The sequence below is a fragment of the Alkalicoccus luteus genome (assembly GCF_012034335.1).
Taxonomy (GTDB): Bacteria; Bacillota; Bacilli; order Bacillales; family Salisediminibacteriaceae; genus Alkalicoccus; species Alkalicoccus luteus_A.
This window is the reverse complement of record NZ_JAATHJ010000133.1, coordinates 1-226: the sequence shown is the minus strand read 5'-3', so window position 1 is coordinate 226 and position 226 is coordinate 1. Positions and strand designations below refer to the sequence as shown.

At 53.1% G+C, this 226-nt stretch carries 1 protein-coding gene; it reads right to left on the bottom strand.

What is annotated here, in order from left to right; translation table 11 throughout:
• Nucleotides 1–226: transposase (locus HCN83_RS18175; RefSeq protein ID WP_205774768.1), on the bottom strand; the 226-nt coding region annotated here is incomplete at both ends.

Below are 226 nucleotides of genomic sequence, written 5' to 3'. Positions count from 1 at the left end.
TGATCTGCCCGAACACGCTTTCGACCTCGTTTTTTCGTTTCGCGTAGGTCGCTGCGCCCTCGGGAGACCAAAGGAAGGCTCTGGCTTTGGCTTTTTCTTCTTCGTAGGTCGGGTTCCACAATACCTGCCGGTTTCCTTCTGCTTTCGTACAGAAGGCTTTGATCGGACAATCCGAACAGTCTTCACTTTCGTACCGTTTAAAATCCCGGCGGTAGCCGGTGATGGG